The organism is Pseudomonas sp. TH04 (genome assembly GCF_016651355.1).
GTDB lineage: Bacteria > Pseudomonadota > Gammaproteobacteria > Pseudomonadales > Pseudomonadaceae > Aquipseudomonas > Aquipseudomonas fluorescens.
In genome coordinates this window covers 4049746-4062848 of record NZ_JAEKEA010000001.1, presented here as the reverse complement: position 1 = coordinate 4062848, position 13103 = coordinate 4049746, and the positions used below count along the sequence as shown (strand labels likewise).

The window sequence follows — 13103 nt, the reverse complement described above, 5'->3', positions numbered from 1 at the left end:
GGAATCGCCATGCCAACCGCCGCCGCTGTTGCCGATTTTCGTACTTACCCGCTGATCAGTGAGCTCGCCGATGCGCGGGTGCTGGACGATCAGATTCGCGTGCAATGGGCCGACGGGCGGCTGAGCCCGTTTCATCATCAGTGGCTGCGGGACAACTGCCCCTGCGCGGAATGCGTGTACAGCGTGACCCGCGAACAGGTGCTGGAAATTGTCGATGTGGATGCACACCTCAGCGCTGTCAGTGCCTGCATCGACGATGGTTTTCTGCAGGTGGAATGGAGCGGCGGCCATCTCAGCCGGTACGCTCCCGGCTGGCTGCGGGCGCACGCCTATGATGATCAATCGCGCGCTGAACGCCGTGCGGCGAAACCTCGATCCGAACTGTGGGATCAGCGGTTTACGCTGCCGGTGTTCGACTACGCCGCGGTGATGGAAGACCCCAAGGTCTTGCTGCAATGGTTGCTGGCTCTGCGTGATTCAGGCCTTACACAAATCCGCGGTGTACCGACCGAACCCGGCTCTCTGGCGCGGGTCGCCCAGCGCATTGCCTTTATCCGCGAGAGCAACTTCGGCGTGCTGTTCAACGTGCAATCCAAGGCCGATGCCGACAGCAATGCCTACACCGCTTTCAACCTGCCGCTGCACAGCGACTTACCGACGCGGGAGCTGCAACCGGGCCTGCAATTTCTGCATTGCCTGGTGAACGATGCCACGGGTGGCGAGAGTATTTTCGTCGATGGGTTTGCCATCGCCGCAGCACTGCGCACGGAAGACCCCGAGGCGTTTCGTGCCCTGTGTGAGATCCCGGTGGAGTTTCGCAATAAAGACCGCCACAGCGACTATCGCCGCCTCGCGCCGATCATTGCGCTGGATGCCTTGGGAGATGTTGCCGAGATTCGCATGGCTAATTTTTTGCGCGGGCCGTTTGAGGCGCCGGTGGAGCAGATGCCGTTGCTGTATCGCGCGTATCGGCGGTTCATTGCCATGACCCGCGAGGCACGCTTTCGGGTGGTCCAGCGGCTGAACCCGGGCGAGCTGTGGTGCTTCGACAACCGCCGTACGCTGCATGCGCGCAATGCGTTTGACCCGGCTTCCGGCGCGCGGCATTTCCAGGGTTGCTATGTCGACCGGGATGAGCTGCTCTCTAGAATTCTGGTGTTGCAGCGGTAGCCCAAGGCGCACCCTTCGCGAGCAAGCCCGCTCCCACACTTGACCGCGTTTCCAAGATAAAACTCGGTCAAGTGTGGGAGCGGGCTTGCTCGCGAAGAGGCCAGCACAGCCACCGCACATCCCAAGCAAAAAAAAGCCCCGAACCAGCCGTGACTGGATCGGGGCAGAGTGCTGGGTGTGTGAGCGTGACATCCCGAGGGTGACCAAACCTTCAAGCTGCTTGCCTGGCAGTCAGTGTGCCCATTCCTCATGGCGGTAAATGGCCCGAAAACGACCTGTTCATAGCCATCTGAGCCATTCGTTGATTCTGCCCTTGCCGACCGGCCGAGGGCCTACCAGAATCCAGTTCAATCCCCGTTCCCTACACCAGGATAAACGTCATGATGCACGCGGATTTGATTGACCAGCACGACCTGCTGAGCCAGCTGCGCTCGCTGGGTTTTGAAGTGTCCAGCGGGGCCACCGCCGAGCAGGCCTGCGAGTGTGCGGTACGCGGTTTGAGTGCCGCACGGGCCAAGGCACTCAAGGGCATGGTGGAACAGATGTACACCGGCAGCGCGACGATTTTGCCGGCGGTGAGGCAGGCGATCGACAAGCAGTTGTTGCCGGCGCTGGTGCAGTTCAAGCAAAACTCCGGCGCCTGATAGAGCCCCGCGTGGGGCTGCGAAGCGGCCCCAAACCCCGCAGTTTGAGGTCTGCCTGACACACCACATTGCGCAGCCCAACGCGGGGCAAGCCCGCTCGCCACACGGTTGGTTTAGAGCCTTACACTGGCAAACGTCGACTCATTACGCGCCTGACTCAACGCCGACATCGGCCCCGACAACGGTGACAACACCAGCGCCTGCGGAATCGGCATCATCGCCACTTGCTGGGCGGTGTTGGAACCTACGCGCTCATCCCGTGGCGGAATGCCGAAGTACTCGCGGTAGCACTTGGAGAAGTGCGGCGTGGACACAAACCCGCACACCGAGGCCACTTCGATGATCGACATCGGCGTTTGCTTGAGCAATTGCCGCGCACGGATCAGACGCAATTTGAGGTAGTAGCGAGACGGCGAGCAATGCAGGTATTTCTGGAACAGCCGCTCCAACTGCCGACGGGACACGGCGACGTACACCGCCAGTTCATCCAGGTCGATCGGCTCTTCCAGGTTGGCCTCCATCAGCGCGACGATTTCCTGCAGCTTCGGCTGGTTGGTGCCGAGCATATGCTTGAGCGGCACACGTTGGTGATCCTGCTCGTTGCGGATGCGTTCGTACACAAACATCTCGGAGATGGCGGCCGACAACTCACGGCCGTGGTCGCGGCTGATCAGGTGCAGCATCATGTCCAGCGGTGCGGTGCCGCCCGAGCTGGTGAACCGGTTACGGTCGAGGGTAAACAGGCGAGTGCTCATGACCACGCGAGGAAAAGCTTCCTGCATCGACGCCAGGCATTCCCAGTGCACGCTGCAGTCAAAACCGTCGAGCAAACCGGCGCAGGCCAGGGCCCAACTGCCGGTACACACGGCGCCGAGGCGACGCGACTGGCGGGCCTGGCTTTGCAGCCACGACACGTGCTCACGGGTGACGGTGCGCTGGATACCCACGCCGCCGCACACAATGACAGTGTCCAGGGCCGGGGCTTTGTGCATGGCGGCATCGGGGGTGATTTGCAGACCGTCGCTGGCCCACACCTGGTTGCCGTCAACACTCAGGGTTGTCCAGCGATACAGCTCGCGACCGGACAGCTGATTGGCCATGCGTAGTGGTTCCACAGCCGACGCCAGGGAAATCAGCGTGAAATTGTCCAGCAGCAAAAAGCCGATGGATTGAGGCGCACGGTTCTGGGGTTGAGCCCCTGAGTTGAACGACGTCATCGCGGTATCTCCTCACACAAAGCGGGTGATGGCCTCAGGCGAGGCTCTTGTTATTGCGCTCTGCTCTTGGGCAGAGAGAGGCTTTAATTTGATAGAGCAAATGCCATGCCTAAAATTGAATGGGTATTCAATAAATCCTGAAAACGACCTGATGATGCGTCTATATAAGCCCGCGCAGGAAGTGCGGGATATACCCGAAAAGGACGTAGGAACAGCCTCGTTCAAGGGGTGTGAGCAGTTCGGTAGCACTTGTGGGAAGGCGCTTTGAGGGTGTGGGAAAAGTCTGTCACCGCACGCACGGCTGACGGGCGGTGGGGGAGGAAATCGTTTGGGAGCTACTTATCTGTTTGCGACGCGCTAAAAGGTGGCGCTTTTGAATTTGGGTGTTCACTTTTTGAGCAGTGTTGCCTGAGCTACCGCCATCGCGGGCAAGCCCGCTCCCACATTTTGATCTGTGAATACATTCAAAGGTGGGAGCTGGCTTGCCTGCGATGCAGGCGACTCGGTGTCAACACTCCACCGCACTCACCGCCAACCCGCCGCGCGAGGTCTCCTTGTACTTGTCATGCATATCCGCCCCCGTATCGCGCATGGTGCGGATCACGCGGTCCAGGGAGATAAAGTGTTGGCCATCACCGCGCAGCGCCATCTGCGCCGCGTTGATGGCTTTCACCGCCGCAATCGCATTGCGTTCGATGCACGGCACTTGCACCAGCCCGCCCACCGGGTCGCACGTGAGGCCGAGGTTGTGTTCCAGGCCGATTTCGGCGGCGTTGCACACCTGCTCAGGCGTGGCGCCGAGGATCTCGGCCAGCCCGGCGGCAGCCATGGCGCACGCCGAACCGACTTCGCCCTGGCAGCCGACTTCAGCCCCCGAGATCGAGGCGTTTTTCTTGCAAAGAATCCCCACCGCCGCCGCACCCAACAGGTAGTCGACGACGTTGGCTTCAGTGACCTCTTCGCTGAACTTCATAAAGTAGTGCAGCACCGCCGGAATAATCCCCGCCGCCCCATTCGTCGGCGCGGTGACCATGCGCCCACCCGCGGCGTTTTCTTCATTCACCGCCAGGGCGAACAGGTTGACCCACTCCATGGCACTCAAGGTCGAGCCAATCACATTCGGTTTGCCCAGTTCCTGCAGGCTGCGGTGCAATTTGGCCGCGCGACGCCGCACATTCAGGCCACCGGGCAAGATGCCTTCGTGCTTGAGGCCCTGCTCCACGCAATCCTGCATGGCCCGCCAGAGCTTCATCAGGCCACTGCGGATTTCTTCTTCAGAGCGCCAGACCTTTTCGTTAGCCAGCATCAACTCGGCCACACGCAGGTCGTGGGTTTTGCACAGCTGCAACAGCTCCACCGCACTGGAGAAATCATAGGGCAGCTCGGTGCGGTCCAGGTCGGCCACACCGCTTTGCGCCTGGGCTTCATCCACCACAAAACCGCCACCCACCGAATAGTAAGTATCGCGGTGCAGTTCGCCGTCATCACCGAACACCACCAGCGTCATGCCATTGGGATGGAACGGTAGGTTTTCGTCGAGCAGGCGCATGTCGCGCGCCCATATGAAAGGCACCGGCAAGTGACCGTCGAGCAAGAGGGTGTCGGTCTCGCGCAGGGTGTGAATGCGCAGGCCGATTTGCGACGGGTCGATTGCGTCCGGCCACTCGCCCATCAGGCCCATGATGGTGGCGGTGTCGCTGCCGTGGCCGATGCCGGTGGCCGACAACGAGCCATATAGCTGAACTTCGACGCGCCTGACTTGTTCCAACCATTCACGTTCACGTAATGCTTGGACGAACAACGCCGCGGCGCGCATGGGGCCGACGGTGTGAGAACTAGAAGGCCCGATGCCGATCTTGAACAGGTCGAAAACGCTGATAGCCATTGCGGTAGAACTCCTCGATAAGCACGGCCAGGCTTGAACGAGGTGCTACGCTCAGATCGCCCAGATGGCCGCATCATCAAGCTTTTGGCGGTCCTCACGGCGTCTCACACCGACGCACCCATGCTCACTAGCGTCGCGTCCGTGCGATCAGGCGTTTTGGCCGTTTTTTGCGGTGCAGATCGGTAAAAACTGCAGTTTTGCCTTTGGAAAAATCTGTAAGCGACGTCACCGACACTGGATACGACCATCCCTGTACTGGATACGACGCCCCCTGTAGGCGTCAGATTTTCACTGGTACATGATCAGTCTCGACTCGTTTGCAAGGCACCGTGCCTGCGCTTCATCGCACGCCCCAACCGCAACACGTATAAAGCGCGGCGAATGCCGCCAGAAAAAAGACACAGGAGTCTACCCCGATGAAAGGTTCACCCTCGTTGTTGTTGGCCGCCATGTTGAGTCTGCCAGTCCTGGCGAACGCTGCAGAACCGGCACAATGTCAGACCGTCAACTTCTCTGATGTCGGCTGGACCGACATCACCGTCACTACCGCGACCACCAGCGAAATCCTCAAGGGCCTCGGCTACAAGCCACGCACCACGATGATTTCGGTGCCGGTGACCTACAAGTCCCTGGCCGACGGCAAGAACATGGACATCTTCCTCGGCAACTGGATGCCGACCATGGAAAACGACATCAAGCAGTACCGTGATGCCGGCACCGTGGAAACCGTGCGCGCTAACCTGGAAAACGCCAAATACACCCTGGCGGTCCCCGAAGATCTGTACAACAAAGGCCTGAAAGACTTCGCCGATATTGCCAAATTCAAGGACGAGCTGGGCGGCAAGATCTACGGTATCGAACCGGGTAACGACGGCAACCGCACCATCCAGACCCTCATCGATAAAAACCAGTTCGGCTTGAAAGACGCAGGCTTCAAGGTTGTGGAATCCAGCGAAGCCGGGATGCTCTCCCAGGTGGAACGCGCCACCAAACGTGCCCAGGCCATTGTGTTCCTCGGCTGGGAACCGCACCCGATGAACACCCGCTTCAAGCTCAAGTACCTGACCGGGGGTGACGATTCGTTCGGCCCCAACTACGGCCAGGCCACCATCTACACCAACGTTCGCAAGGGCTACACCCAGGAATGCAGCAACGTTGGTCAATTGCTGAAAAACCTGTCGTTCACCCTGGACATGGAAAGCTCGCTGATGGGTAACGTCCTGGACGACAAAATGAAGCCTGACGCCGCCGCCAAGGCCTGGCTGAAGAAGAACCCCGCCGTACTCGACACCTGGCTCGCCGGTGTGACCACCGTCGATGGCAAACCAGGTCTGGAGGCCGTAAAAGCGTATCTCGCCAAGTAAGTGCTGACCCCGGGCCGGTACGCTGGCCCGGGATGTTTTTCCCCTTCGCATGTGGACATTCACTACCATGCTGACTGAACAGAAAATCCCACTAGGCCAGTACATCGCTGCCTTCGTCGAATGGTTGACCAAACATGGCGCCAACTACTTCGACGCAATCGCATCGACACTGGAAACGATGATCCACGGCGTGACGTTTGCGCTGACCTGGTTCAATCCGCTGGCATTGATCGGTCTGATTGCGCTACTCGCTCACTTCATTCAACGCAAATGGGGCCTGACGGTGTTTGTCATCGCCTCCTTCCTGCTGATCCTGAACCTGGGGTACTGGCAGGAAACCATGGAAACCCTCGCGCAGGTGCTGTTCGCCACCCTGGTCTGCGTGGTCATCGGTGTGCCGCTGGGCATTCTTGCCGCGCACAAACCGCTGTTCTACACGATGATGCGGCCGGTACTCGATCTGATGCAGACCGTGCCGACTTTCGTCTACCTCATCCCAACCCTGACCCTCTTCGGGCTGGGTGTGGTGCCCGGTCTGATTTCCACGGTGGTGTTCGCGATTGCCGCGCCTATTCGCCTGACTTACCTGGGTATCCGCGATGTGCCACAAGAGTTGATGGACGCCGGTAAAGCCTTTGGCTGCTCACGCCGTCAGTTGCTCTCACGCATTGAACTGCCCCACGCCATGCCGAGCATTGCCGCCGGCATTACCCAATGCATCATGCTGTCGTTGTCGATGGTGGTGATCGCGGCCCTGGTGGGCGCCGACGGCCTCGGCAAGCCGGTGGTCAACGCACTGAACACCGCCGACATTGCCCTGGGCTTTGAAGCCGGCCTGGCAATCGTATTGCTGGCCATCATGCTCGACCGCATCTGCAAACAACCCGACGCCAAAGTAGGGGGTGATGCATGAGCATTATCCGATTCGACAATGTCGATGTGATCTTCTCCAAGGACCCGCGCGAAGCCCTCAAGCTGCTCGACCAAGGGATGAGTCGCAACGAGATCCTGAAAAAAACCGGCCAGATTGTCGGCGTTGAAAAAGCCAGCCTGGACATCGAGAAAGGCGAGATCTGCGTACTGATGGGCCTCTCGGGCTCGGGCAAGTCAAGCTTGCTGCGCTGCATCAACGGCCTCAACACCGTGAGCCGCGGCAAGCTGTTTGTCGAACATGAAGGCCGCCAGATCGACATCGCCTCGTGCACACCTGCCGAGCTGAAAATGATGCGCACCAAGCGCATCGCCATGGTGTTCCAGAAGTTCGCCCTGATGCCGTGGCTGACGGTGCGCGAGAACATCAGCTTCGGCCTGGAAATGCAGGGCCGCCCCGAGAAGGAACGGCGCAAGCTGGTGGATGACAAGCTGGAGTTGGTGGGCCTGGCCCAATGGCGCAACAAGAAGCCTGACGAGTTGTCCGGCGGCATGCAGCAACGTGTCGGCCTGGCCCGCGCGTTGGCGATGGACGCCGATATCCTGCTGATGGATGAACCCTTCTCCGCCCTCGACCCGCTGATTCGCCAAGGCCTGCAAGACGAACTGCTGGAGCTGCAACGCAAGCTGAGCAAGACCATCGTGTTCGTCAGTCATGACCTGGATGAAGCACTTAAGCTGGGCAGCCGCATCGCGATCATGAAAGACGGCAAGATCATCCAGTACAGCGTGCCGGAAGAGATCGTGCTGAACCCGGCGGACGACTATGTGCGCACCTTCGTCGCCCATACCAACCCGTTGAACGTGCTGTGTGGTCGCAGCTTGATGCGCACCCTGGACAACTGCAAACGCATCAACGGTTCGGTGTGCCTGGACCCGGGTGGCGACTCGTGGCTGGACCTGGCCGAAGGCAACACCATTAAAGGTGCCCGCCAGAATGGCGAAGTGCTGAACCTGCAGAACTGGGCGCCAGGGCAAGCGGTAGAAGGTTTGGGCCGTGTGCCGACGCTGGTGGACTCCAATATCGGCATGCGCGATGCGTTGCAGATTCGTTACCACACCGGGAACAAGCTGGTGTTGCACACCAACAACCAGGTGGTCGGGATCTTGGGGGACAGCGAGCTTTACCATGCCCTGCTGGGCAAGAACCTGGGCTAAGGCAGCGCGAAGACAACTGAAGGAACGGGTTCAATGTGGGAGCGGGCTTGCTCGCGAATGCGGTGTGTCAGTCAGCACATCTGTCACTGATACACCGCATTCGCGAGCAAGCCCGCTCCCACATTTTGCTCTGTTTACACATAAAAAAAGCGGCACCCGTGAGGGCACCGCTCGGCTCAAGCATCAGCTATAGACACGGCCAAGGAGCTGCCGATGGCTTTCAAACTGATCGAGCACGTCCCGGGTGATTTGTTCCTGGGCAAAGCCCATCAGGTCGTATTCCTGAGGCCCGTTGTGCAGGTAGACCTCGGCCCGGTAGTAACGCGTACGCTCTTCTTCGGGCACGTCGCTCGGTGCCGACGAATAAGCATCCAGGCTTACTTCGTAAACAAACGGGTTGCCCTCTTCCATCTCGATGCGCACACCAATGCAGCGCTTGGATTTGCCCAGCAGGGTCTGCACTTCCAGCCCTTGATCACGCAACGCAGTCGCCGCTTGTTCCAACGCCGGCGTCACATGTTTGTCCATAAAGCGTTGCACGGTGCCCTGGCTCGGTTGCAGGTCCAGCGCGGTCAGGCGCTCGCTGAAACCACGGCGACCACGTTCAGCCAATTGTGCCTGCTCCTGCTCCATGGCCACGTCCTGGCGCATCGCCTTGTGCAAACCGAACATGAAGAAAATCAGCACCACCGAGAACGGCAGCCCGGCCAGCACGACCATGGTTTGCATGGCTTCGAAGTTGCCGGCAAACAGCAGGCCGATGGTCACCAGCGTGATCACCGCCGACCAGAAGATCCGCAGCCAGTGCGGCGCATCTTCATCCACATTGCCGCCTTTGCAAGAAAGGTTGGCCATCATCACCGCGCCGGAATCCGCCGGGGTCAGGAACAGCACAAAGCCGACAAAGATCGACACACCGATAACGATTTTCGACGCCGGGTAATGCTCCAGCAATTGGTAGATGGCCATCGACGGTTGTTCCAGCGCCGTCTTGCCCAACTCCACCGCACCGTGGTTCAGCACCAGGTCCAGAGCCGAGTTACCGAAGATCGACAACCACGCCAAGGTGAAGCCCAGCGGGATCAGCAGCACGCCGGCCACCAGTTCACGCACCGTGCGACCACGGGAAATACGCGCGATGAACATGCCTACAAATGGCGCCCAGGAAATCCACCAGGCCCAGTAGAACAGCGTCCACAGGCCCATCCAGCGTTCGGTTTTGTCGGCATCGCCTTCGTAGACATAGAGGTCGAAGGTTTTCAGCACGATACCGTTCAGGTAGTCACCGGTGTTCTGCACCAAGCCATTGAGCAAGTGCAGGGTCGGGCCGAACAGCAGCACAAAAATCAGCAAACCGCTGAACAATACGATGTTGAGGTTGGACAAGCGGCGAATACCATTCTCCACACCCGACACAGCAGCGATGGTCGCCACGGTGCTCATCACGATAATCACGATCAGCAGGTTGGTGTTGCTGTGCTGCATGCCGAACAGGTTTTCAAGCCCCGACGACACTTGCATCGAACCAATCCCCAGGTTCGTCACCAGGCCCAACAGGGTCACGAACATGCCGAAACCGTCTACCGCGTGGCCGGCCGCGCCCTTCACCCAGCGCTCGCCCACCAGCGGGTACAGCGCCGAACGCAAGGCCAGCGGCTGGTTATGACGGTAGGCGAAATACGCCACGGCCAGGCCGACCAAGGCATAGATCGCCCAGCCGTGCAGGCCCCAGTGCAGGAAGGTCAGTTGCAGCGCCTGGCGTGCCGCGCCATTGCTGGCGGCCGCGCCTTCGGGCGGGTTGAAGTAGTGGTCCAACGGCTCCGAGGCGCCGAAATACAGCAGCGAGATGCCGATACCCGACGAGAACAGCATGCCGGCCCAGGCGCCGTAGCTGAAGTCCGGGGTGTCGTCCTTGCTGCCCAGTTTCAACTTGCCGTAGGACGAAAACGCCAGGCCGACCACAAACACCAGGTAAGCGGCGATGACCACCATGTAATACCAGCCGAAGCTTTTGGAAAGCCAGGCTTGTGCTACGCCAAGCATGCGCCCGGCCTCCTGCGGGGCGATGATCAGGATGGCGGTCAACAATAGAATCAGCGCGGTGGAGGTGTAAAACACCCAACCGTTGACCCGTACCTTTTCCGGCGGGGTCTTTATAAGAGAGGCAGAACTCATGGCGCAGATGCTCCGGGCAGTGCGAGAGAGAAACACAAGGCAACGGTTATCCCGGGACATCGATTTTTCGGCAGTCGACGGACGGGTGTTATAAAGACACCCCGAAAATTCTTGAGCCCCGCCGAAGCGGTGGCAGGCCCTGATATGGCCGGTTTCAAGGATTTTTGCAGGTGTCAGAGGCTGCTGCTCACAGGTAGGAAATATCTGTAGGGAGCGACCATTTGTCGCAGATCTTATTCTTTGTTGATTGAACGTTCAATCAAAACAAAATAGACTGGCCTTCAACCCGACGGACGTTTATCGCCCATCGGCAGGCCTAAGGAGAGGTGCTACATGCCCAAGGTCGGTATGCAACCCATACGCCGCCAGCAGTTGATCGAAGCCACGTTGACGGCCATCGATCAGGTTGGAATGGGAGATGCCAGCATTGCGCTGATCGCCCGTTTGGCCGGTGTCTCGAACGGCATCATCAGTCACTACTTTCAGGACAAGAACGGCCTGATCGCCGCAACGATGCGGTACTTAATGAATGTGCTGATCGAGAACGTCCACGAACGCAGGCTTGCGCTGAAGGACGACAGCCCACGGGCGCACCTTCGGGTGATCATCGAGGGCAACTTCGACGCCAGCCAGGTCAACGGACCGGCAATGAAAACCTGGCTGGCCTTCTGGGCCACCAGCATGCATCACCCGTCATTGCACAGGTTGCAGCGGATCAACGATCAACGTCTGTATTCCAACCTGTGCTGCCAGTTCCGCCGAGTGCTACCGCTGCCGCACGCACGCAAAGCAGCCCGAGGCCTGGCGGCCCTGATCGACGGTTTGTGGCTGCGCGGCGCCCTGTCGGGAGACGCTTTCGACACGGAACAGGCGCAACGGATCGCTTACGAATACATGGATTTCCAATTGGCCAAGCAGGTGAGTTAGAGCACACATAACCGCTCAACCCCTGAACGTCCGCCGCTCAGTGTTGCCAGAACCTCATGGCCCACTTTCGGCGGGTAACGCCAACCACTTATGCACTTGCGAGGACTTTATGGCCCGTTTCGAACTGCAAAAACTCTACATTGACGGCGGCTACAGCGACGCTGGCAGCGATGCCACCTTCGAAGCCATCAACCCGGCTAACGGTGAAGTTCTCGCCAACGTGCAACGTGCTACCAAAGAAGACGTTGAGCGTGCCGTGGTCAGCGCTGAAAAAGGCCAGAAAATCTGGGCCGCCATGACCGCCATGGAGCGTTCGCGCATCCTGCGTCGCGCCGTCGACATCCTGCGCGAGCGCAACGACGAACTGGCCGCGCTGGAAACCCTGGACACTGGTAAAGCCTTCTCCGAAACCAAGTACGTCGACATCGTTACCGGCGCTGACGTGCTGGAATACTACGCAGGCCTGGTGCCGGCCATCGAAGGCGAGCAGATCCCGCTGCGCGACACTTCGTTCGTCTACACCCGTCGCGAGCCGCTGGGCGTGGTCGCCGGTATCGGCGCGTGGAACTACCCGATCCAGATCGCCCTGTGGAAATCCGCACCGGCCCTGGCCGCGGGTAACGCGATGATCTTCAAGCCAAGCGAAGTCACCTCGCTGACCACCCTGAAACTGGCCGAGATCTACACCGAAGCCGGCGTTCCGGCAGGCGTGTTCAACGTGTTGACCGGCAGCGGCCGTGAAGTCGGCACCTGGCTGACCGAGCACCCGCGCATCGAGAAAGTCTCGTTCACCGGCGGCACCGACACCGGCAAAAAAGTCATGGCCAGCGCTTCCAGCTCCTCGCTCAAAGAAGTGACCATGGAGCTGGGCGGCAAGTCCCCGCTGATCGTCTTCGAAGACGCCGACCTGGACCGCGCCGCCGACATCGCGATGATGGCCAACTTCTACAGCTCCGGCCAGGTCTGCACCAACGGCACTCGCGTGTTCGTGCCCAAGCACCTGCAAGCGGCCTTCGAAGCCAAGATCGTTGAGCGTGTGGCGCGCATTCGCGTCGGCAGCCCGCAGGACGACAACACCAACTTCGGCCCGCTGGTCAGCTTCGCCCACATGGAAAGCGTGCTCGGCTACATCGCCAAAGGTAAGGAAGAAGGCGCTCGCGTGCTGTGCGGCGGCGACCGTCTGACCGACGGCGACTTCGCCAAAGGCGCCTTTGTTGCCCCAACCGTGTTCACCGACTGCACCGACGAGATGACCATCGTCCGTGAAGAAATCTTCGGCCCAGTGATGAGCATCCTCACCTACGAGACCGAAGAAGAAGTGATCCGCCGCGCCAACGACACCGACTTCGGCCTGGCTGCCGGCCTGGTCACCAAAGACCTGAACCGCGCTCACCGCGTGATTCATCAGCTGGAAGCGGGTATCTGCTGGATCAACGCCTGGGGCGAGTCCGACGCCAAGATGCCGGTGGGCGGCTACAAGCAGTCGGGCGTTGGCCGTGAGAACGGCATCAGCTCGCTGAACAACTTCACCCGCATCAAATCGGTACAGGTTGAGCTGGGCGACTACGCCTCGGTGTTCTAAACCCGAGGCTTGCATTGCCTGCGAGGCCGGCATCGGGGGGCAAGCCCCCTT

At 59.9% G+C, this 13103-nt stretch carries 10 protein-coding genes; 7 read left to right on the top strand and 3 right to left on the bottom strand.

Annotated features, from left to right (window positions below; translation table 11 throughout):
- The first annotated feature begins 9 nt into the window (after positions 1-9).
- Together JFT85_RS18210 and JFT85_RS18205 are read left to right on the top strand one after the other, a co-directional pair.
- Positions 10-1170 (top strand): gamma-butyrobetaine dioxygenase, encoded by a 1161-nt coding sequence (locus JFT85_RS18210; protein WP_169875566.1) that lies wholly within the window; start codon positions 10-12, stop codon positions 1168-1170.
- A gap of 380 nt (positions 1171-1550) precedes the next feature.
- Positions 1551-1814 carry a hypothetical protein gene (locus JFT85_RS18205; protein ID WP_053258396.1) on the top strand — a complete coding sequence of 88 codons (264 nt, stop codon included), beginning with the start codon at positions 1551-1553 and terminating at the stop codon, positions 1812-1814.
- Between the two features lie 113 nt (positions 1815-1927).
- Here the strand turns inward: JFT85_RS18205 and gbdR are convergent, their stop codons facing one another.
- A complete protein-coding gene (gene gbdR / locus JFT85_RS18200) occupies positions 1928-3031 on the bottom strand; it encodes a choline metabolism transcriptional regulator GbdR (protein WP_053258397.1) in 1104 nt (367 codons plus the stop codon).
- 508 nt (positions 3032-3539) lie between these two features.
- Positions 3540-4916, bottom strand: coding sequence for an L-serine ammonia-lyase (locus JFT85_RS18195; protein WP_053258399.1), 1377 nt, complete (start codon positions 4914-4916; stop codon positions 3540-3542).
- A gap of 416 nt (positions 4917-5332) precedes the next feature.
- On the opposite strand from JFT85_RS18195, the gene JFT85_RS18190 reads away from it, so the two are divergent.
- From JFT85_RS18190 to choV, 3 genes are all read left to right on the top strand, one after another.
- Positions 5333-6280 (top strand): choline ABC transporter substrate-binding protein, encoded by a 948-nt coding sequence (locus JFT85_RS18190; RefSeq protein ID WP_201230241.1) that lies wholly within the window; start codon positions 5333-5335, stop codon positions 6278-6280.
- Positions 6281-6347: 67 nt separating this feature from the next.
- Positions 6348-7193, top strand: a complete 846-nt coding sequence (gene choW, locus JFT85_RS18185; RefSeq protein WP_053258401.1) for a choline ABC transporter permease subunit — start codon at positions 6348-6350, stop codon at positions 7191-7193.
- The gene (gene choV / locus JFT85_RS18180; protein ID WP_073638404.1) at positions 7190-8368 is read left to right on the top strand and encodes a choline ABC transporter ATP-binding protein; all 1179 of its coding nucleotides are present in this window, start codon (positions 7190-7192) and stop codon (positions 8366-8368) included. Before choW ends, choV begins: the two co-directional genes overlap by 4 nt.
- Positions 8369-8551: 183 nt before the next feature.
- Here choV and JFT85_RS18175 read toward each other — a convergent pair whose 3' ends face one another.
- Positions 8552-10486 carry a BCCT family transporter gene (locus JFT85_RS18175; protein WP_232005460.1) on the bottom strand — a complete coding sequence of 645 codons (1935 nt, stop codon included), beginning with the start codon at positions 10484-10486 and terminating at the stop codon, positions 8552-8554.
- A gap of 390 nt (positions 10487-10876) precedes the next feature.
- Between JFT85_RS18175 and betI the strand changes: the two genes are divergently transcribed.
- The gene (gene betI / locus JFT85_RS18170; RefSeq protein WP_010207128.1) at positions 10877-11470 is read left to right on the top strand and encodes a transcriptional regulator BetI; all 594 of its coding nucleotides are present in this window, start codon (positions 10877-10879) and stop codon (positions 11468-11470) included.
- Positions 11471-11579: 109 nt separating this feature from the next.
- Positions 11580-13052 carry a betaine-aldehyde dehydrogenase gene (gene betB, locus JFT85_RS18165; protein WP_053258404.1) on the top strand — a complete coding sequence of 491 codons (1473 nt, stop codon included), beginning with the start codon at positions 11580-11582 and terminating at the stop codon, positions 13050-13052.
- Positions 13053-13103: the final 51 nt, after the last annotated feature.

Excerpts from the sequence above, each read along its gene's own strand:
- JFT85_RS18210 (WP_169875566.1), top strand. The coding sequence starts at position 10 with ATGCCAACCGCCGCCGCTGTTGCCGATTTTCGTACTTACCCGCTGATC.
- JFT85_RS18205 (WP_053258396.1), top strand. The coding sequence starts at position 1,551 with ATGATGCACGCGGATTTGATTGACCAGCACGACCTGCTGAGCCAGCTG.
- gbdR (WP_053258397.1), bottom strand. The coding sequence starts at position 3,031 with ATGACGTCGTTCAACTCAGGGGCTCAACCCCAGAACCGTGCGCCTCAA.
- JFT85_RS18195 (WP_053258399.1), bottom strand. The coding sequence starts at position 4,916 with ATGGCTATCAGCGTTTTCGACCTGTTCAAGATCGGCATCGGGCCTTCT.
- JFT85_RS18190 (WP_201230241.1), top strand. The coding sequence starts at position 5,333 with ATGAAAGGTTCACCCTCGTTGTTGTTGGCCGCCATGTTGAGTCTGCCA.
- choW (WP_053258401.1), top strand. The coding sequence starts at position 6,348 with ATGCTGACTGAACAGAAAATCCCACTAGGCCAGTACATCGCTGCCTTC.
- choV (WP_073638404.1), top strand. The coding sequence starts at position 7,190 with ATGAGCATTATCCGATTCGACAATGTCGATGTGATCTTCTCCAAGGAC.
- betI (WP_010207128.1), top strand. The coding sequence starts at position 10,877 with ATGCCCAAGGTCGGTATGCAACCCATACGCCGCCAGCAGTTGATCGAA.
- betB (WP_053258404.1), top strand. The coding sequence starts at position 11,580 with ATGGCCCGTTTCGAACTGCAAAAACTCTACATTGACGGCGGCTACAGC.